Here is a 19870-nt window from a genome sequence, read left to right as displayed (position 1 = left end):
GAGCACAACAATGAAACGCAGCATGGCTGCAATGCTGATGGTCATGGCCACGGCGCAGGTACTTGCAGATGATGAGGTTCAATCGTCGGCACCTGTGCCCAAGCATCTTGAACTGGCACGCGAGTTGGTTGCAACGATCAAACCTGAGAACAACAAGTACGTGATTCGTGGCCCGGAGGGTGTGCGCTGGAAAGGTGATCTGTTCACCAGTGAAAACACTGTCAACACCATGTGCACCGGCTTTGTCAGCGCCATGCTTGAAAAGGCGAAGAACCCAACGGTCAAGGAAATCGAGTCCAAAACCTATTGGAAAAAGCACCTGCGGCTGGACAGCTATTGGGAGGCAGTTCAAAAGGGCTATGGCCTCCAGAAGGTTCCAACCCTTGATGCGGCCAAGCCCGGTGACTTGTTCATGTTCTGGTGCGCTGATGGTATCTGCCGCACCCGAGAGGGATACGACGCGTATGGACACATCACCATCATTGATGCCATATCCAAACGTAAGCAGCCTACACCACCGCTGATCGAGAACACCACTCAGTGGCTTGTGACAGTCATTGACTCGGCAGACGGCCCACATGGGCGGGAAGATACGCGCTGGAGGCCCAAGGGCGAGCCGATAGCAACTGGTGTTGGGCGTGGTACGTATCGCGTCTACACCGACCTGGCTGGAATCCCTGTGGGGTATACCAACGGCCCCAATGATCCCAAATACCATGAAAGTAAGGAGCGGCCAATCAACATTGGTCGTCCTTTGCCCTACTGACATGGTATCCATCGGGCATTCGCAAGTTTTCGATTCCTTGACGAATCTAGCCTACTTGGTGCGTGACCGGATCGACCCTCTCTGCTTCGATCAGGAAACGGCAGAAGCCTTGGCGGATGCGGAAAACTTGATTCAGCAGGTCATGCAAGCAGCACCAACTGAGGGAGGGCGTGATTGCCTGATAAGGTGAAATTGCAGCTAGAAGGGTTGAACGGCAATGCCTTCAACCTGCTGGCACACTTTCGACAGGCAGCACGGCGGCAGGGCTGGTCAAGCGATGAAATTCAAGCGGTCATCGACGAGGCCACCAAGGCAGACTACTATCACCTGCTGGCAACCCTTCTCGATAACACTGAGTCACCCAACGGTGAAGGTGGACAGGTCTGAATGAAAACAATAACCCGACGCACGCTGGCCCTGACGATGTTGGCAACAGTGCTTGCCTTGACCCTACCTGCTCAGGCTGGTGAGGTTCTGAATGGCAAGGTTGTCGGGGTGACTGACGGTGACACCATCACGGTGCTGGTTTCTGGTCACGATCAGGTCAAGGTGCGGCTGGCAAACATCGACGCACCAGAGAAGGCACAACCCTTCGGGCAGCGTTCAAAGCAGGCTTTGTCTGACCTGGCATTTGGCAAGTCCATCGAATGTAATCAATCCGGCCTTGATCGGTACGGGCGCACCATTGCCGTGTGCAGCGTTGGCAGTACGGTGATCAACCTTGCGATGGTGAAGGCTGGCATGGCGTGGGTCTATCGGAAGTACGCCCACGGTGTGCCGGAATACTATGCTGCGGAAGACGAAGCCCACCGACAACGGCTTGGCCTATGGGCTGATGCAGACCCAGTGCCACCTTGGGAGTGGCGTAGGTCAAACAAGCATCAGTCAATATCCTCTTCTGAATCAATCGAGCCAATACGACTGTTCGCTAAACGTTGATTGATCCCAGCTTCCACGGCCACCACCATGTCGCGTAGCTCTTCGCAGGCAAGGTCATACTGATCGGCCTCCAGCAGTCCAAACGGGGTGGTAAGTTCCACCACCTGACCATCAAAATTAAACTCACTGGGCCTGTCTTCGACGGCCAGTATTAGTTGCTGGTCACTTGGCGTTCGCTTCACGATGAACTGAAGCATCTGCTTGAGGTGATCCGCGTCTTGGCCTTGTTGATTCGGAGAGTCAATAATGACAGGGAAATGCTTCGCATCACCTTTTTCCTTCGCTGTATGGAGTACCGCGAATTGATAGGCAAGAAGGGACCTTGGCAACGCGCTTCCACTTGCGCTGATGCTGGCATCAGGGCGCTTTTTTACATCCTCGCGCAGGTCAGGCACTCCGAGTTCACTTGCAAATAGCTCCATGCGTTCGGAGTAAAACTCGTTGATGGCCTTGGTCCTCTCTGGCAAGTCAAATTGGCTGACCTTGAATTTGGCATCAGTGGCAATTTTCTCTTGCGCAGCAAGTTGGCGTTTCAATGAATCCATGTCCTTGGCAAACGCGCTGCGGATTACTTCGGAACTTTGGCTGTCCACAACATCTTGAAGACGAAGCATTCCCTTTTTGGTCTGCAATGTCTTTTCAATGTCCAGTGATTTTCGCTTGATGCGATTTATCTTGCCGTATATGTCTGCCAACTGCTCTTCATACTTCCGGTGCTCACCTTCAAGCTCTGAAATAACTTTCCGAAGTGTGACTGCATCATCAATCAGCTCCAATCGAACCGGAAATCCGCTTTCATGACTTGTTCCGCAGGTAGGGCATGTGATCGCCTGTTCCGTTTTGGATTCGGTCAGGTACTTCAGGTCGCCTTCAAGATCACGCAGGGCATCACGAGCCATTGCAATCTGACTAGAAAGAGATTCCCGTTGCGCGGCGCAGTCAAAGGCTTTCTTTCTCAGTGATTCTTGCTCTGTTTTAAGAAGAGTAGATGTGCGTAGCAGATCGGTGATTTCTTGCTTGAACGCATTAGCATCGAGGCGAACAGCGGGGCGAGGCAATGTTTTCCTTACTCTCGACAGGGCGGACTGGACTACGCCCAACTCCTGATTTAGCTGGTTCAGTAGAGTCTTGGCTTTTGATTCCTCAAATTTTGCAAGGTAATAGCCATTGGGCCGCTGTCCAGTTACGTAGGCAGCTAATGGTTTTTTCCAGTTGGCAAACTGAGATAGCTTGTCAAACGAATTCCACTGCTGCAGCCAGCTACCATCCTGATCCAGGTAGTAAGGCAGAAAAAGATACGGCGGCGTTGCTTGAGCCAAGGTTTCCTGATGGGTAGGTAACATCAGGCGGAAATCAAATATTCCGGCCATGATGGCAGCCCATTCCGGGTAGCTTGTGGTTACTCGAATGCTGGCATTATCGTCGTCGCGCAAGGCGTAGACATTTGCTTTGCGATAGGCTGTGTATTGCTTACCGTCAAGCTCAAATTCCAATACGGAAATAGCGAGGCTATCCCATCTGTCACTCTTCCCCTTGGTTTCGCAACCCAAGGTCCGGAAGACATGCTTGACCACCGTCGATTTGCCCGTGTGGTTCCTGCCCACGAGCAGTGTTCGATTCGTGTGAAATTCGATGCTCCTTGCTGCCCTCGTTGTTTCTGAGATGAGCCAAAGTTTTTTGAATCGCAAACGAGTCATGTTTGCCCTTCCTGAGATTTCTTACCAGTTGGATTGTGTTGGCTAGATGATTCATTGGCTCATCCAGTACAGAGCCGCGGCGATCATGTAGTCCCGGTCAAGGATTGAAAAATCGGCACCAGAACTCAGGGCAAGCACTTGATCGACGACCCAGTTAGCAACGTCCCAAGACGTGATGAGGTTATTCGGGACTGACAGAAGTGTGTTTTCTACGTGCCCTTGAAGCAATGACAAAAGACTGCTTCCTCTGCCAGCCTTCTCTACTATGAATCGGCGTGCAGCACGTTTTATTGCTTCGCGCTGAACGTAGGGAACGCTTTCCTGGATAAGATTTGCCAAGATACCATCAACGACATCGCTGTCTGACTTGCGCGACAGCGTGAGTGCGACCATTGAGGAAAATTGGTGCTTTGAAATTCCACGGATTCGCTTGAGATCGTGAAAGGTGGCGGCCTCTTCAGTTGAAGTGGCTTTAACCTTTATTTCGCTGTAGATCGCCTTGCACAGGACATCGGCTCTTGGGGAGTGATCAGGGAACTTGGAAGCAAGAAAGGATGCGACCCTGCCTGTCGCGTGACTTTCTAGATCATCCATTGCGAGCGAGCTACGGAGAAATTTCAAGTTATCGAAATCAACGTCCTCTGCCTTGCATCCCAATTCAGAAGCTACCGAAGTTTTAAGTTCGGAAAGTAGCGATGAATCAATCTGACCTGCCGAAAATTCGGAAAGCCTAGTTGGATCACTACCATCTGAGAGTTTTAGATCAATTGGGGCGTTGCTTACGAAGGAGATGGCGGTTGTTTCATTCTTTGCAATGGCTTTCGACTCATGGAGCTTTGCTAGTATGGATTTGCCATCCTTTGGGGGCTTGGCAATAGTGGTTTTGGTCCACTTTGGCGAAGTCCCTTCCTTTTTCTTGAGCTGGAATAACTCCATCTCGGCAGGGACATCACCATTGTTCAGAAGGGCAACATCCTCAATAAACTCCAGCAGAAGCAAATAATCGTCCTTATCAAGATCGACTTGCAAAAGGTGGCATAACGCCCAGTAGCGTTGGAATTCGTGCCCCTTGCCGCCGTGTCTACCACCACGTTCCTTAGTCACGGAGTCATTCAGGATGTCGAGAAATGTCATGGGTCCATTCCTAGGCTACTGTGACTTGGCCGTTCATAAGTAGTGGTAAGAGCCAGTCGCGGAGTTGGGCGAGTTGCAGGTTTTCCTTGGTGTTGTTGGCGATCTTTTCGAATACCGGCTCAACAACGACAGCAAATTTTTCAATGACTTCAGTTTTCGGAATAGTAAGGTTTGTCAATTCAATGTCGTTCGAGACTATGGAATCAAAGACGGAGCCTGATGATTTAACCTGCAAGTGATGGATCAATTCCTTGGCGAGAAAATACAGAAATACATGACTGATTTCCGGTTTGGCGCGCAACGCATAGCAGGATTGGTTCATTGCCATGTCGACACCTGCCAATACCAGCCTGCCAACGGAACCGCGCGCTGTAATGAAAACAGTGTGCTTGCCAAAGCGCTTGGTGCTACTGCCTTTCAACCCATCTGCGGTAATGTAGTCTGCCGTTGAAAACTTGAAGATGGTTCCATCAGCATCGGTGGGTGTAAAAAACGGAATGTCCCCCCCCCCAAAACTCAGGCTTTTTCTTGGTTGGCGTACCGCCCCCAAGTAAGTCGGCAACACCCAGCACGCTTGAATCACGCCACCCCTCCGGAATCTCCCGTTTCAGCGTGGCGTTGTAGACCATCTTGCCACCGGAGAACTTGTAGGGTTTGCCGTTGGTATCGGGAAAGTTGAACTGCACAAACCAGTAGTCGTACAGCGTCTTGGCCATCGCCTCCAGTTCGGCGTTGATGCGGTTGTTGCAGTCGATTTTCTTGTCGATCGAATACAGGAGACACCCAATCTTCTTTTGAGCAGTCATTTCTGGATGACGAACCAAAATGTTGCTGAACGTTTTCGCAGAAATCCCAGCAACGGTAGAGCCTGAGTTATTCCTGAAAATCTCTTTCTGGCCAAAAGGGGACTGAAGATAGTATTTAAGGAATACGCTATCAATCGTTGAATTTGTTCTCAACGCATACAGGCGCTGGCTCAACACGATCTTTTCGTCAGAATCCCACAGCATGACTTGCCCTGACGGAGCTTCAGATGTGAGTAACAAGTCTCCTTTTTTGACCTCTTCTTTCATCCATTTTCTGTACAGGTCTTCGTCGGCATAGTTTATGGATTCGAGTTTATCCAGCCCGCTGAATTTCACGTTATTGGCGGACAAGGCCCTATATCCGGTTGAGGCCCATTCTTTACCAAGCTTCTTTGGCGTCCTTCCCCGATAGTCAATTACCTTTGAAAGGCATTTTGACAAAGGGGTCAAGCTCCACTGACTATTCATACCGCAACTCCGCCAACTGCTTTTTTATCTCCTGCTCCAACCCTGCTGACTCTTTGAACAACACATCCAGCCTGTCAGTGAATCCTTGTAGCTTCTCGGCAAACTGTGTCGGCGTAAGGTCGCTGTATTCAATCTTCACCTCGAAATACTGGCCGGCGCTTAAGCTGTAGTTTTTGGCGGCGATGTCGGCGTAACTCACCACCACCGAGAAATCTTCCACTGCCTCTTTGCCATTGAAGGTGGCGATGATGCGGTCTTCTTCCTCCGTTGACAGCAAGGTTTTCTGGTTTTTTCCGTCCTTGACCTTGGTGCCGAGGCTGGAGGCATCGATCAGCACCACATCGGCCATATTGGCTGCGTCAATGAACAGGATGGAGACGTTGGTGCCGGTGGTGGCGAAGATATTGCTGGGCATGGAGACCACACCGGCGAGCATTTTGTTGTCCACTAGGTGTTGGCGAATGCCTCTGTCGATGCCGCTTTGCGCGGTGATAAAGCCAGTCGGCACGACGACCGCTGCTTTGCCGCCGGGTTTGAGCGAATAAATGATGTGCTGCAAGAAGAGCTGGTAGATGGCCATTTTGTCCACGGCCTGCTTCGGAATGTTCGGCACCCCGGCAAAGAAGCGCTCTTGGTGCTCCTTGGTATCCAGTTCATTGCGGAAATCAGAGAAATCCATCTTGAACGGCGGATTGCTGACGATGTAGTCGAATTTCTTGAGTGCGTGCCCCTGTACTTCCCGGTGGTAGGGATGGAGCATGGTGTTGCCCTGGATGATGTTGGGGATGGAATGCACCAGGTTGTTAAGGATCAGGTTCAGGCGCAGCAGGCTGGAGGATTTTTGCGAAATGTCCTGCGAATAGATGCTGCAGCGCTGCTCGCCAATGGCATGGGCAATGTTCATCAGCAGCGTGCCCGAGCCAGCCGAGGGGTCGTAGCAACTGACGTTGTTCACCTTGCCGCGCACTGCTTCGGGCACCAAGATGGCGGCCATGATTTTGGCCACGGCGTGCGGGGTGTAGTACTCAGCGTATTTTCCGCCGCTGTCTTTGTTGTAGTCCTTGATGAGGTATTCAAACAACGCGGCGTAAAAGTCGTACTTCTCGTTGAAGATGCGCTCAAAGCTGAAATCGCCCAGCTTGTTGATAATGGCGCGGCAAAAAGCGTCGCGCTTGGAGGGGTCAGTGATGAATTCGCTGACGCGATCAAACAGCGTGATCTTGGCGCCACCGTCGGTTTTTACGGCGAAGATGTCGTTGTTGGTGATGGCTATGTCGCGCAGGGTGTCGTCAAACAGCTTGGCGAACTCGGGTGCGTTCTGGCGTCCGAATAGGTGGGCAATGAAATGCTCGGGCTTCAGACGAGCTGTATCCGGCCCCATCTGCATTTGCAGCATCTCCAGATCGTCAGGACTCATTGCCGCTATGGCGGCTTCCCAGCTCGCGGCCTTGGCAAGCTCGGGGCGGTTTTTTTTTGGCCTCGAATGCGAACTTGTCGTTTAAAAATTTGTATAGAAAGACCTGAGTGATGATTTTGAATTCGTTGCCGTCGTTGCCCAGACCGTAGGCGGCGCAAATGGCCTTGAGACTGTCGATCAGTTCGCGGGTTCGTTGTTCAAATTGTTGCGTTACCAAGGTTATGCTCCGATACTCTTACCGCACGCCCATGCGTGCGCCAGAGGAAAATTCATTCATATATTCAGCCACCACCAACTGGTTGATTGTGCGGGTGGCGTCTGGTGTCAGTTTGATGTGCTGTCGAGTGCCAAACTCACCAATCACGATGGGTTGCATCAACCGTTCGAAGTAGCCTTCGTTGTTCAATAGCTGGGTGTTTTGCAGCACCTGTTCATCCGCCTGTGCCTTGACACCTACCAGTGCGTCAAACAAGCGACGTTCTGTTTGTGAGAACGCACCACGCTCTTGCAGACGCTTGTGAATGCGCGTGTACTTGGCATCGCCGTGGTACTTGGCACGTAGCTGGTTGTTTTGGCGGTTTAGCTCTTTGACCTTGTCATGGATGGCGTTGAGCGCTCCAATGTTGGCAGTCATTTCCTCTTGGCTGACTTCGCTGAGTTTCTTTTTCTTGAACAGTCGCTCAAGTTCTTCACGCAGGCTGATGAATTTGGGGTCTTGCTGGTCGAAGTTATCCGCAAGTGCTTCTCGCGTCTGGCGCAGGGTATTTTTCAGCTTGTCGGCCAGAACCAGTTCTTCTTCCTTGATCTTGGCGAATTTAAAGATCACATCCTCCAGCGCAACGTTAAGCAGTTGGCTTGTGTCGGAGGCCGATTCGATGCTTTCTTTCAGGTTGAGTAGGTCGAGGTGATTGCTGGTTTCTCGGTAAAGCTGGTTCAGCTTGTGAAAATCCAACTGCTGCAATAAGCCGTACTCACCTTGCAGGCGAATCAGGTTGTAGAGGCTGCGTGCATCGCCAAGTGCTTTTTTGAGTGCCAGTACTGTCGCACGATCCTGGATTTGGCTAAGTTGTCGTGAAAACTCTTCGGCGTTTTCGATATCGAAGCTGAACAGAATGTCCTTGATGGTTTCGATTTCTTGCGTGATCTCTTCGGCTGACTTAAACAGATTGGAGTAGTGCTCGATTTCATCGCCCAACTCAGATTGCAGTTCATCAAAATAGTCTTTGTTGGTTTTGTCGAATTCCTTGCGGATGTCGGCAAAGTCCACTACGTAGCCGTAGCGAAATTCTTTGTAGGTACGGTTTACGCGGGTCAGTGCCTGCAGCAGGTTATGCGCTTTTATGATGCGGCCCAGGTATAGCTTCTTCAGGCGCTTGGCATCAAAGCCAGTCAGCAGCATGTTGTAGACAAACAAAAGGTCTATCTTGCCCGCCTTGAAGTCTTCCACCCACTGCTTGCGTTCGTCTTTGCTGCCGACATCGTGCAGGATCAGAGCGGAATTCTTGACTCGGCTCCCCAGTGATTTGTGAGCGATGTCGCTCTCGGCCTGTGCCGCGTACACCTCTGTGAAGACACGGAACATCTCGCGAGCTTGCTCGGCACTGTCGCAGATCACCATGCCGCCAATGCTCGCGTCGCCCAGCGCACTTCGGCTTTTCTCGAAGTCTTGCACGATGTAGTCGAGCATTGGTTCGACGAATTTCGGGTGCGAGTAGATCAACTTGCGGTCTATATCGCCCTGCTGCAATTTGACGGCAGCTAGAGCTTCTTGCAGCGAGATTTTGTAATTGGTCGCGATCTCTTCTCGGATCAGACGCAGGGTGTACCCATCGGCGATTGACGCGTTGTAGTAATACTTGTGGATGTAGTCACCAAACAGCGTGCGTGAGTTGTAGTCATCTCCTAGAAGTGGTGTGCCAGTAAGGCCGATCTTGATGGCATTGCGGTCAGACTGACTGAGGTTGGCCAAAAAGCTGCCCTGTGGGTTGTAGCTGCGGTGAACTTCGTCTAGGAAGTAAACACGTTGAATGCTGAAGTCGTAATCTTCAGCACGTACCACGTCTGGATCATCCTGAAATTTCTGAATATTGACCACGGTGATTTCAGGTTTACCGCTGTGGTTATGCAGCACTTGTGTTGTCTTTATATCGCGGGTAAATGCCTCGCGGCTGTCGATGGTGTGCACGACCAGCCCACGACCAGAGAACTCCCGCTGAGCCTGAATGAGAAGGTCAAGCCGATCAACAATGAAGTAGAACTTCGGGATAGCTCCGTTACGTTGGAAGTAATCAGTGAGGAAACGGGTGTTGTAGTAAGCCAGTGCGGTTTTGCCGCTGCCCTGGGTGTGCCAAATGATTCCCTTCTTAACACCCTCATTGAGCTTGCGCTCGATAGCTTTGGTTGCGAAGAGTTGCGGGTAACGCATGACGTGCTTGTGCAGGCCGTCACTTTCATTGACGTAGACCAACGCGAAGCGCAACAGGAAAGAAAGTCGCTCACGACTGAACAACGAAGTACAGATTCGGTTCGTGGGCGTATCGGGCGACTTGTTGCTTAGAAACTCGGGGCTGTGCTTGATGACGTTGAGGTTGTTGTCGCGCAGCACGTCGTTTTCGAGTGAGTCATCTTCAACGGCCAAAAGCTGAGTGAGGTCCAGTGATTCCTCTTCACGGAAATAGTTGAAGACAGGAGAGTCATACGATGGACTGGCATAAAAGGCCCCCTCGATTGGCTGTGGAGAGCCATCGTCGTACTCCATGTTGTTGGAGAACACCATCAACTGCGTGATGTTGATAAAGCGCCGGAATTTCGGGTTGCGGCTGCGCGTGATGATGCGGTTACGCTCGGCCAGTACACCCTCTCGATTGTTGGGCTTCTTCACTTCAATGAAAGCCAACGGCATGCCGTTAATCAGCAGGGTGATATCTGGACGAAACTCATCATCACCGTTTTTGCAGGTCAGTTCTGTGACTACATGGAAGCTGTTGTTGTTGAAGTTCTCAAAATCAATCAACCGAGTTCCGGAACGCTCAGTGATTCGGTCATAGAAGGCTTTGCCAAGGTCTTCGTTATCCAGCAGCAACTTGACGTCGTTTAAGAGGCGTGTGACCTCTTCCATGCTCACGTCGGGATTGATGCGAGCGATTGCTTCGTTGAAAAGCGCGGGGAAGATGTTGGTCTCTTCATCCCATACGGCGTCTTTCAATGAAAGGTAGCGATAGCCGAGTCGTACCAAATGCAGGATGCACGGAATCTTGACACGTGAGTCTTCACTGAAAACCATTAGACCTGTTCTCCCTTTTTTGTTTGTTGCACGGGGTCACTTGAAGCTTCGTCGGCCCCGCCTGAGCGTACCCAGTCATCCACCTCTGACACTTGGAACTTCCACAGTCGTCCCACGCGGTGTGCAGGCAGGCTCTTGCGGTCGATCCAACGGTAGATCGAGTCTCGCGTGACGCCCAGATGCTCGGCGATCTGGTCTACCGACACCCAAGGTTCAGTAGTCATGACAGCACTCTATCAACAGGTAGTTCGGGTGGCATAGAGTCGGTTTAAATCGCAAAGATTGCAATTTATCAGGTTGAAGGGCACCGGACGAGCGTTAGATGTTCAGAGCACCATTTTTTGGCAGCTTGTTGAGCGTTTGGCACAAGAAGTGGATGTTTCGGTGCACCAGCATGGCGCAGAAGCAGTGATTGGCGATTTATGTGGGGGCAACAAAGTCCATCATGACCAGCTCTAGTCCTCCACAGAACCGGAACACCTGCTCATGGCTGGCCACGTAGCGGCGTAGATCTTCCGGTAGGTCGGTTTGTGGGTTCACGGCTTCCTCCCACAGCTTGCAGGCAACCTCTGCGGATGCCAACACGTACCGGCAACGTGCTTGCTCGATCTTCACCCCTATGCTGTTCTTGGCAACCTGTCCCCGGCAATAGACGGCATACCAAGGCCCAGCGGATTGGCTCACTGGACCTCGCAGCATTGCAGACCGGCGCAGGTCATCCAATGGGCTGTCGGCATCGTCATCGGCGGCGAGATGCCAATGGCGCCGGATGTAGTCATAAAGCTGTTTGGCAACATCATGGGAGAGCACCCAGTCATAAGGCTTGTCCTGGAAGGCAACGGCAAAGCGGCTGGCCGGATAGTCGTTGTCAGGGCAAAGGGCACGAAGCAGGTTCAGGCGGGCATTGAGCATGGTGAAGTTGGATTGATCGGAGCCGTCGAGCCTGAGGGCTCAGACGGCCAGTAAAGCACTGTCAGGTGAAGGCCTGAACAGGCTGCAAGCTGATCGCTGTATTGCATGGCAAAGCTGCGGCAACCAGTAAACATCGGTGCATCGGGATCGGCTGCAGCGACAAGTAGCTGGCTCACGACAGCAGGTGAAGTCAGCAGGTGGGAGACATGCACTGGATTCGATTCACCATAAACGGCAGGAATGCAGACAATGCGCGGTTCAGTTTCCAGCCTGAGCATCAGCGCGGCATCATCCGGTGTCCATGGCTGATTAACAATCTCGGTGCCCACCCAACGGCAGAACTTGGATAGGCCAAAGGCTTCCTCGTCGGAAATGCTTAACTGGAAGGGGTTAAGGTTCAGTTCGGAGGCTGTGGGGTACAGACCACGTACCCAATTGCGGCGGTTCATCGTCATGTCAGCAGCCCCTGTTGCTGCGCGGTGGTCAGGTGGTCATTTACCAAGCGAGCAAGGTACTCGGATAGGGACATCCCCCGGCGTTCAGCAAGCAACAGCAGGCTCTGGCGTGATGCTTTACTGACACGAGCACAGATCATGTCCAGCCGGACAAATGCTTTCGGCAGTCGGCGTGCATAGCGGCGTTTCAACTTACGTGGCGTGGTCATTCAGGCTCCCTTCTTGTTGTGGATGTGGTGGCTTGGCTTTAGTGGACCTCCATTGGCTGGCAGGTCGAGCATATTGCTGGTTACGAAGTTCTCATAGGAGAACGGACGGCTGACGTGCTTCGTTGCATAGATGGCAACCCAGTTCAGGTTATCGGCTCCCTGCTTTATCGGCTGGATGTCAGCAGTACCGGTAGGAACGATCTTTTTCCATATCGGAGCTGCTACCTTGGCAAACCAGTCATGGCGGCTCTCATGCACCCACATCGGCAGGTGGTAATGCAGGTGGCCTGTCTTCGTGTGCTCAGGGAAGGCAATGAAGCGGAATAGCTGATCGAGCTTCAAGGCCGAGAAGGTCTTGCTATGGAAAATCCGGCGGATCACATCGAGTGACCACATACACAGGCGTTTCTGCCCACGATTCAGGTCGTAATCGTTGTGGAAGTTCAGCGTTACCCAATGGGTGTGGGCAGTGCTGGTGATCATATTGATGAAAGCGGGGCGGAGTTGCAGACCACTTTCGGTGACTCGGTAATGGTTCAATTCGTATTACGGATTCAATCGGTCGATGCAAGGCGATGCAATCGAACGGGCACGGAAGCTGGTTGGTATTGATCTTCCTGTGCTTCTTGTAAAGGCTCTTCTTGAACAACAGGCAAGTAATATGAATGCCACTGTCTTGAACGGTGACTTGCCTGTGTTGAAGAGCCTGCGACGTTGGCAGCATTTGCACAACGGCTCTGGTGATGTGCTGCCAAGGGCAGCGTGATCATTGAGGGTATTTACCCCTGATGATCGAAATGAATACAAAAATCAGGTCATTAACAAATTGGACAAGTATTACGACGTTCGTACTGGTCGTACTTTGCCAACGGCCTTGCCGGTGATGCCCACGCAGGTTGTTAAAAAAGTGAATCCTGCATGGGCAAAGTTAATGACGTTGTCTATCTAGGGCATGCTCACCTTTACTTGGCAAATTGAGGTAAGGATATGTGCACGCACCAATCCGTATATGGGCCAGCCCCACCGTGATCAAAGGCAAAACGAACAAGGCGTTTTGCACCAATCATCGAATACTTCATCAGCATTGTTTTGCCATATCCGCAGGTTAAATTATTTTCGACATAGGCTAAATGACGAATGGCGCGCTCAAGGCATTCAAAGACGGAGAAATGGATAAAGCAGTCCTTGAATGGAATCGACTCGTAAAAATCATCATTGACATCACTACAACGGTGATCTTGCTCAGGAGGGATGATGATTTCTATATCCGGCGTAACAGTTACTGAGCTCTGAACTAAGTTGCGGTGGTACAACCAGTTCCCGTCATTTTTGGTTTTCACCAACCAAAAATCCTCGTTCAGCAACAGCGTTTCCAGAAGCTGGCGTGCAATTTCCTCCGGTACACATTCACATGCATCTGAGCCCCACGCATGAAAAGTCAGGCCATGGGCGCAGGAGTAGAGTTCGGAGGATTGGTGGATAGTTTCTTGAATCAATTTAAGCTCCCGTGGTTGGTTGCCGCCATCCGCTAACGCGCATGGTGGAGCCCTCGCAGGTAACGTCTGCAAGACACGGCATTTTGAATGCCGATGAACCGAATAAGCTCGGTGGCTGGCGCGCTTTCAGGGAATCGAACCCTGAGGAAAGGAACCCACCAGGAAGCGCATGGAGTTTGACCGTGCCCGCGCATCTGCATAGCGCGAGCACTGAGCGGTCTTAAAAAAGCTGGTTGGTGATCAACACGCCCCCCGACTTGCGCAGGAAGCGTTTTTGCCCCCAGATCAGATTGCGAATGCGGTCACTCATCTCTGTGGCTCCCTCGTCGGAGTCGGCTTGTTCCACCAGCCAATCACACAGGGGCTGGGTCAGGAACACCCCAAAACCTGGCTCGTCTGCTTGGGGTAGGAAGTCTTTCCAGTCCATGTCATCGGTGCCATCGCCAGCGTCGCCGTTGGCGTGCATCGACAGCACGCTGTTCCATTTCCAGAGCAGCCGTGCTTCGGGGGATGTGTCGAAGTCTTCCTCGATGTTCAGCCCGGATGTTGTCATGGCCTGATCCAGCAAGTCAGCAAGCTCCTTTAGCTGGCTGGCACTGAGGGTGGTCAAGCCCAGGGTGCCCTTGCGCAGCTTGCGGAAGAGGTCGGCATGCAATTGGATCATCCACGCCGGTACAGCCTCATCGCCCAAACGGCACTCGATCAATGCCCACCACTGGGCAACATCGCCATGACACAGCGGCCATGCTGTTTCATCAATGGTGGCTTGCGGGGTTGGGCTTGCCGGTTTGGTGTCCTGATTGAACAGGCAAGTGATGACCAGAGGGAGGCTCAAGTCAGCATCGGCTGCTGCGGCAAGTTCTTGTGTGCCAAACGTGTCAGTGGTGCAGCCAGCCACATGCAAGCTCGGCTGGTCTGGGTTGTGCAGATGGCACAGGTGTAGAAGCTCCTTCATGCACTCAGGGGATGGCATGCATGGAAAGCTGGGCCGGACGCCTCCAGCCCACATTGGGCTGGGCAGTGAGTCAATCCAAGTTGCCGGGATCAGGCTGAGGGGATATATGCAGGGGTTTTCACCAAGCGCATGCAACGACTGGTCGCAATCAAGCTGGTCGATCTCAGGCATGGCTGTAATCCTCCCCAACTTCAACCTTGGTCACGAACAAGCTGCCGCCGCTGGTGCCATTCGACATGGCTACCAATTGATTGCGGGCTAGCTCCACCATGTTCGGAGCTTGGTGCGTGTATGGGGCACCCATCGAAAATCCACGTCCGATGCTGTGGCAATGGTCGCGGTACAGGACATCTTGTGCAGAAGCATCAACTTCAAGGCCATCGAGCATGTCGATGGTCAAGTGCTTCGGGTTGTCTGGGTTTCCATGTGCGGTCAGTACGGCATGGCTGCCTCCTTCGCGCTTTACTCCCAGCTTGGGCGATTGAAAGGCGGCAAGCAGGCCCAGCACCTGATTGCCAGTGAGCAGGCAGCAGTCATGGCCGTCTGCGGTGGTCACAGTAATAGCGGTAAGTTTCATTTGAAAACTTCCTAAAAAGGTCGAGAACCCGGCTGCACGCCGGAACTTCATCGCGCAAAACGCGAGGGCACACAAAGGTGCCGGTTCGTGTTGCCCCTGCGAGGGGCTACGGCTTCTGTGCTGGGCAGAACCGAACACGAAATTGAGGACTGCTTAACGGTAAGCGGATTGTTCTGAGCTTGAAATTTCTATGTGACCGATCAGAGGACTGCCAAAGTTGGCGGATTCACAGAAGGCGAATGCCGTGAGTACGCTTTTGAAGAACTCCAATTTCGATGCAGGAAGGCCAAAACCATAGTCGCGCATCAGGTGATTATTGGCGCTCGAAATCTCGCGCCATTTTTCGACAAAACACTGCTTAACCGATTTGTGGATATAAAGAGGAGGACCGATTAAAGACTTTGGAGAATAGATTTGGCTTGTGCGCGGTAGTGTTACCGCTAAGTCTTGCTTGTCGGTTCCCATCTGCAGGCTGTCGCGTGCGATCAGAACCTTAGTGCTGGTGAGATCATCTTTCGTAACGACGCAGAACTCTGGCCAGTACAGAATTTCAATTAGATCGCGCGAAGCAGCACCTCGAAATTGAAAATTCCGGCTGCCATCTGAGGACGTAACCTCAAGATTGAGGTGGATTTTTTTAGACATGATGGGTTCCTTTAGGAAAAAACGCCCCCTCAGGCTGAAGCCTGAAAGTCATTGCTTTCGCAAATGTGCCGAATAAGCTCGGTGGCTGGTGCGCTTTCAGGGAATCGAACCCTGACTCAAGGAACCCACTAGGGAGCGCAGAGGACGCTTAAAAACGTCCTGGTTGAGCAACGCATGCTAAGTCAGAAGGTTGACCGCTTGTTGTTGCTCGATGTGTGTATTTCAGCAGGAAGTTTTAGGCTTGTCTATTTTTCTCAGACTTTTTTCATCTCAAGCCGGTTAAATTTTTTTGCCACCCCGAATACTATAAAAATAGCAAAACAAACGGGTTTGTGATATGGCGGAGTTCGGGCAGGCAAGGGTTCCCACTGAAGAGGAAATGAAGCGCCTGTACCGGGTAGCCAAGGGTGGCATGTACCCGGCCAGGAACACGGCAATCCTGATGGTCAGCTACAAGCTGGGCTTTCGCTCCAAGGAAATTGCAGCACTGCGTGTCTGTGACGTGCTGGATGACCGGGGCAGGCTGAAAGAGGAAATCCACCTCACCGGCAAGATGACTAAGGGCAACAAGCAGCGAGTGGCTTACCTCACCAACCCGGCACTGCGGGCGGCCCTGACAACTTACCTCAGCGAGCGGAAAGAGCGGGAGGCTTCCCTGTTCAATGTTCTGGCACCGCTGTTCAAGTCGCAGAAAGGCTCTGCGTTTTCACCCAACACCATGAGCCAGTTGCTGACTGGGCTGCACGAGCAGGCAGGGGTGATTGGTGGGCGATCCCATAGCGGCAGACGTTGGTTTGCCACCGAGTTGATCGGCAAAGGCGTTGACCTCAAATCCGTGAGCGTTTTGATGGGCCATGCATCCGTGTCGATGACGGCCAAGTATGCGGAGGCCAACCCCCAGAAGTTGCGCCGGATCACTGCGGAGCTGGTCTGATGGGGGTCGATGTCAAGCAGACCTACCGCCTGTATCAGGCACTGATGCGGGTCACGCCGGAGCTTGCAAGCGTGGATCGAACCTGCACCGTGAAGGTGGCGGAGGGATTGCCGCTACGCTGTGATGTGCTGGAAGTTGGCAAGGACTTCAGGCGGATTGCTCTCGGGCACTACTGGATGCTTGCCACCGGTGATCAGGTGCCTGATGTGATTTTCGAGATTTGCGTGTTCTTCGACTGGGAGCTTGCCGAAGCTGTGTCCTACCATTTTGGTGGGCGAGTTGAGGATGCTTACCCCATTGATGGTGAGCCTCCCGTGCTTTCGATCCATCGGCGGATCAATCGGCTTTTGGAGCGCTGGCTTCTATTGCTGGCACAACAGGGGTACTGCATGGGTACTGATGCAGGCAGCAATGTGCTGCCTGTGCTCGGTAGCCCCTGACTCGCACCATTCAACGGCGGCGGTTGGGGCGGGGGCGAGATTTTTTCGTCGGGCTTGATGTGGCTGCCACATTGGATTCGTCAGGCGTTTCATCCACGTTGTCAGTGGTGGCCTCTGCTCCCTCGGAATCAGTCTCTGTTTCAGATTGCTGATTGGTCGGCTGTTCCTCTTGGGGAGGTTGATTGACCAACTCGATGGCGGTGGCAATCTCGACCTTCTCTTCGTCGGTCAGGGATTCAACAGGCTGCGATTCGATCTTGGCTCCTTTGGTCAGCAGGGCTTCAGCCAGCATGATGCTTTCCACTTGGCCTTGACCATCCACCCGGATGAACTTGGTCAGTCCTTCGATGCGGATTTTTTTGAGGTCACGCAGTCGGTAGTGATATTCAAAATAATCATTGTGCCTGCTTAGGCCGATGATCTTTCCTGCTACGACACAGGCAAACTTTTCTAGGAAGGGAACGGTGATGGCAAGCATGTTCAATACTCCGAGGGCAAAAGGAAAGTGGTTGCGGAACGGTCAGCCTCGGTAATCAGCCAGACCTTGCTGGTTGGCGTGATGTCGTAGGCGCTGAAGATGCGCGTGCCATCCTTGATGGCGAGGTCGTTGAGTTGCTTGTCGTGCTTGTCGAGGTTGCCCCAGTCACCTCTTAGGTGGCGATGAAGCAAAGCCAGCGGCGAGATGTTTGCTGCCTGCATGGCTTCAAGTGCGCCGGGTGTGCTGACTACTTCGCCAAGCGGGAAGAGTGGGGTAACGGGAAGGGCAACGACCGTTTGGTTTTGATCGTCACTGGCAACCAGAAAGGCCGGTTGGCTGGGGTGTTCTGTCATGCTGTTTCATCAGGTAAGTCCTTGATGAACCTAGACAGTAAAAGGAATCGACAGAAGGTGAAACCGGCTGGAAGGTGTTTATTTCAACCTGCCATGTTGGTCTAAAAGAACCAAAAATCAGCATATCGGGCCTGCATATAACCATGTTTGCCTGGCTGGCAGTCTTGATCGTGGGCCGTGTATGGAGGCTGAGTGCGCGCGCTTGTCGTTGGATGCCTGCCCCGCGCGCGGCCCTGGTCATGGGCGTGTTACTGGCGGCGGCCTATGCCTTGTTCAGCGGTTGGGGCCTGCCTGCGCAACGCACGATCTGCATGCTGGCCGTAGTGGCGCTGCTTCAATGGCTGGGCGTGCGCTGGCCCTGGGCCTGTGTATGGCTGCTGGCTCTGGCGGTGATTGTTGTGGCCGATCCCTGGGCGTTGTGGCAGGCTGGGTTCTGGCTCAGTTTTGTCGCCGTCGGTGTATTGCTTGCTTCCAATTCAGGGGCCGTTAGCGCTGAAGCTGCAAGCGCAAAAAAAACGATTTCTCGCACGATTGAAGGAATTGTGGCGCGAGCAGTGGCTGATCTCCCTGGCCTTGGCACCACTGGGTCTGTTGCTGTTTGGTCAGGTGTCCGTCGTGGGCCTGCTGGCCAATCTGCTGGCCATTCCCTGGGTGACATTGGTGGTCACGCCGCTGGCCTTGCTGGCTGCCGTGCTGCCCATGGCGGCAAGCGCTGCTGCCGTCGCCATGCTGCCCTTGATGAGCCTGCTGCAGTGGCTGGCTGCGCTGCCCGGAGCCGTATGGGCCTTGCCGCAGCCTGCCTGGTGGGCCAGTGTGCTGGCAATAGTCGCCGGACTGCTGGTGATTGCGCCTTTGCCACTCAGGTTGCGGCTGGTGGCGGCCATATTTGTTTTGCCAGCCCTGTTTTGGCCTCGATCATGGCCGCGTGCGGGCGAGTTTGAACTGCTGGCGGCGGATATCGGCCAGGGCAATGCCGTCATCATCAGCACAGCCAGCCATCGTCTGCTCTATGACGCAGGGCCTCAGTACAGCCGCCAGAGCGATGCCGGCGAGCGTGTGCTCCTGCCGCTGATGGCCGCGAATGGCATGCAGATTGATGCCATGATGCTCAGTCACAGCGACAAGGATCACACAGGTGGAGCTCTGGCCGTCAAGGCGGCTCAGCCTCGCGCGAAAGTCTGGGGCTCGGACTCGGTGATTCAAGCCCCGCAACTGGCGGGCCTGGCTCCGGTTCAGCGCTGTACACAGGGGCAGCACTGGCAATGGGATGGTGTGACGTTTGAAGTGCTGCACCCGCCTGCAGGAGAGGCCTGGCTCAATGGTCGCAAGGCCAAGCCGAACTTTGGCAGTTGCGTGTTGCGCCTGCGTTCGGCCAGCGGGCGCGTGGCCCTGTTGGCCGGAGATATCGAGGCAGCGCAGGAGCAGCAACTGTTGCAAACCAGTCTGGACGAGCCTGTGGACTGGCTGCTGGTGCCTCACCATGGCAGCAAGACTTCATCGACCGAGTCCTGGGTCAACACGCTGCGGCCGCGCTGGGCGGTGGTGCAGGCGGGTTATCGGAATCGCTTCGGGCATCCGGTGGCAGCTGTGGTGCAGCGCTATCAGGCGGTGGGCAGCCAGCTGGTGGCTCAGGATCGCTGCGGCGCAGCCTACTGGAACTCTGCTCAACCTGAAAAATTGGAATGCGAGCGCTTGATTCGGGCGCATTATTGGGATGTCCATGCCATTTCCAAGGAGCAGCCCTGAGAAACTGGCATGGAGCTTGCGTTGATGCTGTACCGCTTTCGGGCGGATGCAGACATGCATGGTTGCACGCTCGTTGCCTGGCAGCTTGTCCGGTGCGGCGTCGCTAAACTGAAATCCGTGGCTTGCCTGCGTGAGCCGCGGCAAAAATAGAGAGGACAAG

23 protein-coding genes and 1 pseudogene are annotated in these 19870 nt (G+C 53.3%); 6 read left to right on the top strand and 18 right to left on the bottom strand.

What is annotated here, in order from left to right; genetic code table 11:
* The first annotated feature begins 10 nt into the window (after window positions 1-10).
* The 3 genes from V8Z78_RS20430 (at window position 11) to V8Z78_RS20420 (ending at window position 1705) form a co-directional block, all read left to right on the top strand.
* Complete coding sequence (locus V8Z78_RS20430) at window positions 11-766, top strand: hypothetical protein (RefSeq protein ID WP_349732016.1); 756 nt, start codon at window positions 11-13, stop codon at window positions 764-766.
* A 174-nt stretch (window positions 767-940) separates the two neighbouring features.
* Window positions 941-1153, top strand: coding sequence for a hypothetical protein (locus V8Z78_RS20425; RefSeq protein ID WP_349732015.1), 213 nt, complete (start codon window positions 941-943; stop codon window positions 1151-1153).
* Window positions 1154-1705 (top strand): thermonuclease family protein, encoded by a 552-nt coding sequence (locus tag V8Z78_RS20420; RefSeq protein WP_349732014.1) that lies wholly within the window; start codon window positions 1154-1156, stop codon window positions 1703-1705.
* Here the strand turns inward: V8Z78_RS20420 and V8Z78_RS20415 are convergent.
* From V8Z78_RS20415 to V8Z78_RS20340, 16 genes are all read right to left on the bottom strand, one after another.
* Window positions 1648-3402, bottom strand: a complete 1755-nt coding sequence (locus V8Z78_RS20415) for a hypothetical protein (protein WP_349732013.1) — start codon at window positions 3400-3402, stop codon at window positions 1648-1650. The genes V8Z78_RS20420 and V8Z78_RS20415 overlap by 58 nt on opposite strands.
* Before the next feature lie 51 nt (window positions 3403-3453).
* The gene (locus V8Z78_RS20410) at window positions 3454-4536 is read right to left on the bottom strand and encodes a DUF4297 domain-containing protein (RefSeq protein ID WP_349732012.1); all 1083 of its coding nucleotides are present in this window, start codon (window positions 4534-4536) and stop codon (window positions 3454-3456) included.
* Window positions 4537-4546: 10 nt separating this feature from the next.
* On the bottom strand, window positions 4547-5101 hold the full coding sequence (locus tag V8Z78_RS20405; protein ID WP_349732011.1) for a restriction endonuclease subunit S: 555 nt from the start codon (window positions 5099-5101) through the stop codon (window positions 4547-4549).
* A complete protein-coding gene (locus V8Z78_RS20400) occupies window positions 5007-5693 on the bottom strand; it encodes a restriction endonuclease subunit S (RefSeq protein ID WP_349732010.1) in 687 nt (228 codons plus the stop codon). The genes V8Z78_RS20405 and V8Z78_RS20400 overlap by 95 nt, the downstream gene beginning before the upstream one ends.
* A 109-nt stretch (window positions 5694-5802) precedes the next feature.
* Window positions 5803-7227: an HsdM family class I SAM-dependent methyltransferase gene (locus tag V8Z78_RS20395; RefSeq protein WP_349732009.1), complete on the bottom strand. Its 1425-nt coding sequence runs from the start codon at window positions 7225-7227 to the stop codon at window positions 5803-5805.
* Window positions 7217-7444, bottom strand: coding sequence for a hypothetical protein (locus V8Z78_RS20390; protein ID WP_349732008.1), 228 nt, complete (start codon window positions 7442-7444; stop codon window positions 7217-7219). Before V8Z78_RS20390 ends, V8Z78_RS20395 begins: the two co-directional genes overlap by 11 nt.
* A gap of 18 nt (window positions 7445-7462) precedes the next feature.
* Window positions 7463-10510, bottom strand: coding sequence for a type I restriction endonuclease subunit R (locus V8Z78_RS20385; RefSeq protein WP_349732007.1), 3048 nt, complete (start codon window positions 10508-10510; stop codon window positions 7463-7465).
* Window positions 10510-10734: a helix-turn-helix domain-containing protein gene (locus V8Z78_RS20380; protein ID WP_349732006.1), complete on the bottom strand. Its 225-nt coding sequence runs from the start codon at window positions 10732-10734 to the stop codon at window positions 10510-10512. Before V8Z78_RS20380 ends, V8Z78_RS20385 begins: the two co-directional genes overlap by 1 nt.
* Window positions 10735-10930: 196 nt before the next feature.
* On the bottom strand, window positions 10931-11422 hold the full coding sequence (locus V8Z78_RS20375; RefSeq protein WP_349732005.1) for a hypothetical protein: 492 nt from the start codon (window positions 11420-11422) through the stop codon (window positions 10931-10933).
* Entirely contained in the window at window positions 11404-11877 is a 474-nt protein-coding gene (locus V8Z78_RS20370; protein ID WP_349732004.1) for a hypothetical protein, read from the bottom strand. Before V8Z78_RS20370 ends, V8Z78_RS20375 begins: the two co-directional genes overlap by 19 nt.
* Window positions 11874-12086: a hypothetical protein gene (locus tag V8Z78_RS20365; RefSeq protein WP_349732003.1), complete on the bottom strand. Its 213-nt coding sequence runs from the start codon at window positions 12084-12086 to the stop codon at window positions 11874-11876. The genes V8Z78_RS20370 and V8Z78_RS20365 overlap by 4 nt, the downstream gene beginning before the upstream one ends.
* Window positions 12087-12569 (bottom strand): rolling circle replication-associated protein, encoded by a 483-nt coding sequence (locus tag V8Z78_RS20360; protein ID WP_349732002.1) that lies wholly within the window; start codon window positions 12567-12569, stop codon window positions 12087-12089.
* A gap of 479 nt (window positions 12570-13048) precedes the next feature.
* Entirely contained in the window at window positions 13049-13582 is a 534-nt protein-coding gene (locus V8Z78_RS20355) for a hypothetical protein (protein WP_349732001.1), read from the bottom strand.
* A gap of 220 nt (window positions 13583-13802) precedes the next feature.
* Entirely contained in the window at window positions 13803-14708 is a 906-nt protein-coding gene (locus V8Z78_RS20350) for a hypothetical protein (protein WP_349732000.1), read from the bottom strand.
* On the bottom strand, window positions 14701-15114 hold the full coding sequence (locus V8Z78_RS20345; protein ID WP_349731999.1) for a hypothetical protein: 414 nt from the start codon (window positions 15112-15114) through the stop codon (window positions 14701-14703). The genes V8Z78_RS20350 and V8Z78_RS20345 overlap by 8 nt, the downstream gene beginning before the upstream one ends.
* Before the next feature lie 153 nt (window positions 15115-15267).
* Window positions 15268-15759, bottom strand: coding sequence for a hypothetical protein (locus V8Z78_RS20340; RefSeq protein ID WP_349731998.1), 492 nt, complete (start codon window positions 15757-15759; stop codon window positions 15268-15270).
* Window positions 15760-16138: 379 nt separating this feature from the next.
* Between V8Z78_RS20340 and V8Z78_RS20335 the strand changes: the two genes are divergently transcribed.
* Window positions 16139-16693: a tyrosine-type recombinase/integrase gene (locus V8Z78_RS20335; RefSeq protein WP_349731997.1), complete on the top strand. Its 555-nt coding sequence runs from the start codon at window positions 16139-16141 to the stop codon at window positions 16691-16693.
* A complete protein-coding gene (locus V8Z78_RS20330) occupies window positions 16693-17133 on the top strand; it encodes a DUF1249 domain-containing protein (RefSeq protein WP_349731996.1) in 441 nt (146 codons plus the stop codon). The genes V8Z78_RS20335 and V8Z78_RS20330 overlap by 1 nt, the downstream gene beginning before the upstream one ends.
* Window positions 17134-17143: 10 nt before the next feature.
* Here the strand turns inward: V8Z78_RS20330 and V8Z78_RS20325 are convergent, their stop codons facing one another.
* Both V8Z78_RS20325 and V8Z78_RS20320 read right to left on the bottom strand, forming a co-directional pair.
* On the bottom strand, window positions 17144-17611 hold the full coding sequence (locus V8Z78_RS20325; protein WP_349731995.1) for a hypothetical protein: 468 nt from the start codon (window positions 17609-17611) through the stop codon (window positions 17144-17146).
* 2 nt (window positions 17612-17613) lie between these two features.
* Window positions 17614-17964, bottom strand: a complete 351-nt coding sequence (locus V8Z78_RS20320; protein WP_349731994.1) for a hypothetical protein — start codon at window positions 17962-17964, stop codon at window positions 17614-17616.
* Window positions 17965-18080: 116 nt separating this feature from the next.
* Here V8Z78_RS20320 and V8Z78_RS20310 point away from each other — a divergent pair.
* Window positions 18081-19710: pseudogene (locus tag V8Z78_RS20310) on the top strand (DNA internalization-related competence protein ComEC/Rec2); the annotation flags it as partial.
* Window positions 19711-19870 lie beyond the last annotated feature (160 nt).

Origin of the sequence: Comamonas sp. wu1-DMT (assembly GCF_040187805.1) — a bacterium.
GTDB lineage: Bacteria > Pseudomonadota > Gammaproteobacteria > Burkholderiales > Burkholderiaceae_C > Comamonas > Comamonas thiooxydans.
The sequence above is the reverse complement of the archived record's forward strand: the minus strand, read 5'-3'. Positions and strand labels throughout refer to the sequence as shown.

Coding starts and splice junctions, on each gene's coding strand:
- V8Z78_RS20430 (WP_349732016.1), top strand. CDS start 11: ATGAAACGCAGCATGGCTGCAATGCTGATGGTCATGGCCACGGCGCAG.
- V8Z78_RS20420 (WP_349732014.1), top strand. CDS start 1,154: ATGAAAACAATAACCCGACGCACGCTGGCCCTGACGATGTTGGCAACA.
- V8Z78_RS20415 (WP_349732013.1), bottom strand. CDS start 3,402: ATGACTCGTTTGCGATTCAAAAAACTTTGGCTCATCTCAGAAACAACG.
- V8Z78_RS20410 (WP_349732012.1), bottom strand. CDS start 4,536: ATGACATTTCTCGACATCCTGAATGACTCCGTGACTAAGGAACGTGGT.
- V8Z78_RS20395 (WP_349732009.1), bottom strand. CDS start 7,227: ATGAGTCCTGACGATCTGGAGATGCTGCAAATGCAGATGGGGCCGGAT.
- V8Z78_RS20385 (WP_349732007.1), bottom strand. CDS start 10,510: ATGGTTTTCAGTGAAGACTCACGTGTCAAGATTCCGTGCATCCTGCAT.
- V8Z78_RS20380 (WP_349732006.1), bottom strand. CDS start 10,734: ATGACTACTGAACCTTGGGTGTCGGTAGACCAGATCGCCGAGCATCTG.
- V8Z78_RS20375 (WP_349732005.1), bottom strand. CDS start 11,422: ATGCTCAATGCCCGCCTGAACCTGCTTCGTGCCCTTTGCCCTGACAAC.
- V8Z78_RS20370 (WP_349732004.1), bottom strand. CDS start 11,877: ATGACGATGAACCGCCGCAATTGGGTACGTGGTCTGTACCCCACAGCC.
- V8Z78_RS20365 (WP_349732003.1), bottom strand. CDS start 12,086: ATGACCACGCCACGTAAGTTGAAACGCCGCTATGCACGCCGACTGCCG.
- V8Z78_RS20360 (WP_349732002.1), bottom strand. CDS start 12,569: ATGATCACCAGCACTGCCCACACCCATTGGGTAACGCTGAACTTCCAC.
- V8Z78_RS20350 (WP_349732000.1), bottom strand. CDS start 14,708: ATGCCTGAGATCGACCAGCTTGATTGCGACCAGTCGTTGCATGCGCTT.
- V8Z78_RS20345 (WP_349731999.1), bottom strand. CDS start 15,114: ATGAAACTTACCGCTATTACTGTGACCACCGCAGACGGCCATGACTGC.
- V8Z78_RS20340 (WP_349731998.1), bottom strand. CDS start 15,759: ATGTCTAAAAAAATCCACCTCAATCTTGAGGTTACGTCCTCAGATGGC.
- V8Z78_RS20335 (WP_349731997.1), top strand. CDS start 16,139: ATGAAGCGCCTGTACCGGGTAGCCAAGGGTGGCATGTACCCGGCCAGG.
- V8Z78_RS20330 (WP_349731996.1), top strand. CDS start 16,693: ATGGGGGTCGATGTCAAGCAGACCTACCGCCTGTATCAGGCACTGATG.
- V8Z78_RS20325 (WP_349731995.1), bottom strand. CDS start 17,611: ATGCTTGCCATCACCGTTCCCTTCCTAGAAAAGTTTGCCTGTGTCGTA.
- V8Z78_RS20320 (WP_349731994.1), bottom strand. CDS start 17,964: ATGACAGAACACCCCAGCCAACCGGCCTTTCTGGTTGCCAGTGACGAT.